Genomic DNA, 2,927 nt, shown 5'->3' on the forward strand with positions numbered 1-2,927 from the left:
GGGCGACCCTGCGGCGCAGCTCACCTGCTTCCAGCAATGGGCAGATGCGCAAACGCCCGCCAACACACCGGCGCCCAGCCTGACCACAGCGCCGGCCAATGCCCAGACCGGCCAGCCGGCCACCCCGGTGCTGCTGCTGCCATCACTGAACACCGAAGCGCCGGACGGCAAGCCGATCGGCTGCAAAAACACCAGGTACTCGGAACTATCCCGTTTCTGGGAACTGCAGCGCGGCACCGACTGCGATACGTTTTCGCTGCGCGGCTACCGGCCGATCACGCTGGCCGTCTCCACCGCCGACAGCGTGAACACACAGCCCTCATCACCCTCCGCAGGGCATACCGCGCTGACCTCCGTGCCCTATATGCGCACTGAAAACAAAATCCAGCTGTCGGTGCGCACCAAGGTCGCCAAAGGCCTGCTGAAAAGCGGCGACAACGACGACGACGACCATGACTCGGTCTGGTTCGGCTACACGCAGCAAAGCTATTGGCAGCTGTTCAACGGCAGCATCTCGCGGCCGTTTCGCACCACCGACCACGAGCCCGAGGTGATCTACATCTACCCGCACCAGATTCCGCTGGCCGGTGGCTGGAACTACCGGCTCTCGGGCCTGGGGCTGGTGCACCAGTCCAACGGCCAGTCGCTGCCGCTATCACGCAGCTGGAACCGCGTCTACCTGATGGGCGCCGCCGAGAAAACACTGGGCCAGGACTCAGGCCTGATCCTGCAGGGGCGCATCTGGGACCGGCTCAAGGAGTCCTCGGGCAACGACGACAACCCCGGCATCGAAAACTATGTGGGCCGCGCAGAAGTCACGGGCAGCTGGCAGATCAACAAGGCCAACACCGTGGGTGTCACGCTGCGGCATTCGCTGCGCAAGGAGGCCCGCGGTTCGGCCCGGTTTGACTGGATGATGGCGCCGGCCTCGTCGCCCAACTACACCGGCCTGCGTTATCACGTGCAGCTTTTCAGCGGCTACGGTGACAGCCTCGTGGACTACAACCGAAAGCGCAATGTTCTGAGCATCGGCCTGAGCCTGGTGGACTGGTAGGCGCTGGAACGACATTCCGCGGCTTGCTATGGTTTTTATAGCTGATTGCGTTGCTATTTATTAGCCCCGGAGCGCTTTTCGCTTGAGGAATGGGGCGCAAACGTGTCTGCCAAGCGTATCCAGGCACCACGGCAACGGCGCGTCGGCTGATACCGCAACGCCCCCGCTTGCCGTAAGGTGGGGCGATGACTTTTGCCGAGCCCACCACCTTCACGCTGGCCTGCATCGTGGCCGGTGCGCTGCTGATTGCCATGACTCTGGGCGGCTCTTTCATTGCGCGGCTTCCGCTGAGCGCCGCCATGCTGTACCTCGGCGTCGGCCTGGCGGTCAGTCCCGTCGGGCTGGGGCTGCTCAAACTCGACGCCCTCAAGAACACGGTGCTGCTGGAGCGCCTCACGGAGGTGGCCGTGCTGATCTCACTGTTCACCGCCGGCATGAAGCTCGAGTTCCGCGTGCGGGATGGGCGCTGGCGCATTCCGGTGCAACTCGCAACCGTGTCGATGGTGGTCACCGTGGCCGCCATCACCGCACTGGGCGTTTATGTGCTGGATCTGCCCGTGGGCGCCGCTGTGCTGCTGGGCGCCATCCTCGCACCGACCGACCCGGTGCTGGCCTCCGACGTTCAGGTGGCCAATCCGGGCGACCGCGACCGCCTGCGTTTCGGCCTCACCGGTGAAGGCGGGCTGAACGACGGCACCGCATTTCCGTTTGTGATGCTTGGGCTCGRCCTGCTGGGGCTGCACGAACTCGGCGAAGGCGGCTGGCGCTGGTGGGCCGTCGATGTGCTGTGGGCCGTGGCCGGCGGCCTGGCCCTGGGCTGGCTGCTCGGCACGCTGGTGGGCCGCGCCATTCTTTACCTGCGCATGCGCCACCGCGAAGCGCTGGGCTCGGACGAATTCATCGCGCTGGGGCTCATCGGGTTGACGTACGGCCTGGCGCTGCTCTTTCACACCTACGGCTTCCTGGCGGTGTTTACGGCGGGCCTGGCGCTGCGCCGCATCGACGAGCCCGWTGCGCGGCCCGCGCCCCAGGCTGCGGCCGCGCCCGACGAAACGCTGAGCCCCGATGACCAGGAAGCCTCGGGCGCGGAAGCGCCCGCCCACATGATGCGCGCAGTAGAGCGCTTTAACAGCCAGCTGGAAAGCTTCGTGGAAGTCGCCATCGTGCTGGCCGTGGGCGTGCTGGTCGCCACCACACGCTTTCGCCCTGAAGTGCTGTGGTTTATCCCGGCGCTGTTCCTGGTGATCCGGCCGGCGGCGGTTTTTATCGGACTGCTGGGAACGCCGGTCAGGGGTTCGCAGCGCCGCCTGATGGCCTGGTTCGGCATTCGCGGCATCGGCTCGCTGTATTACCTGCTCTACGCCATCAACCACCACCTCCCGCCCGCGCTCGCGCAGCGGCTGCTTTCCATCACGCTCGCGGTGGTCGTCGCCTCGGTGATTGCCCACGGCATTTCGGTCACGCCGCTGATGAAACGCTATGAGGCGCGCAAACCGGGCAAACGCCGCAGGCCCTGAGAAAACGGCCGGTTTGCGTCCCACACAGCGTCACAGAAAGTCATCTTATTGATAACGATAACGATTCTCATTTGTATAATCGCGCTTTGACCGATTAACAAAGACACAGGAGTCGTCGTGAAACCAGCAATCAAACCCGCCATCCTTGCCGCCCTGGTGGCCCTGCTTGCCGTGCCGGCCATGGCCCAGCCCGCAGCAACGGCAGCGGCTGGTACCGCGCCTGGCACAGTGGCGGCACCAGCCACCACGGCGGCCGCCGTGGCAAAGCATTACGCCCACCTGGTGCAATCAAACTATGACGACACGCTGGCCAGCACGCTCATCCTGCAAAAAGCAGTGCAGGCTTTTACCGATGC

Annotated in this window: 2 protein-coding genes and 1 pseudogene; all 3 read left to right on the forward strand. The window is 64.9% G+C overall.

What is annotated here, in order from left to right:
• On the forward strand, positions 1–1,054 hold a 1,054-nt coding region (locus AC1DWI_RS18420; protein WP_477725399.1), incomplete at its 5' end, for a phospholipase A.
• 185 nt (positions 1,055–1,239) lie between these two features.
• Positions 1,240–2,571, forward strand: a complete 1,332-nt coding sequence (locus AC1DWI_RS18425) for a cation:proton antiporter (protein ID WP_477725400.1) — start codon at positions 1,240–1,242, stop codon at positions 2,569–2,571.
• 117 nt (positions 2,572–2,688) lie between these two features.
• A pseudogene (locus AC1DWI_RS18430) lies at positions 2,689–2,927 on the forward strand (imelysin family protein); the annotation flags it as partial.

This window comes from Polaromonas sp. P3_C2 (assembly GCF_056402675.1).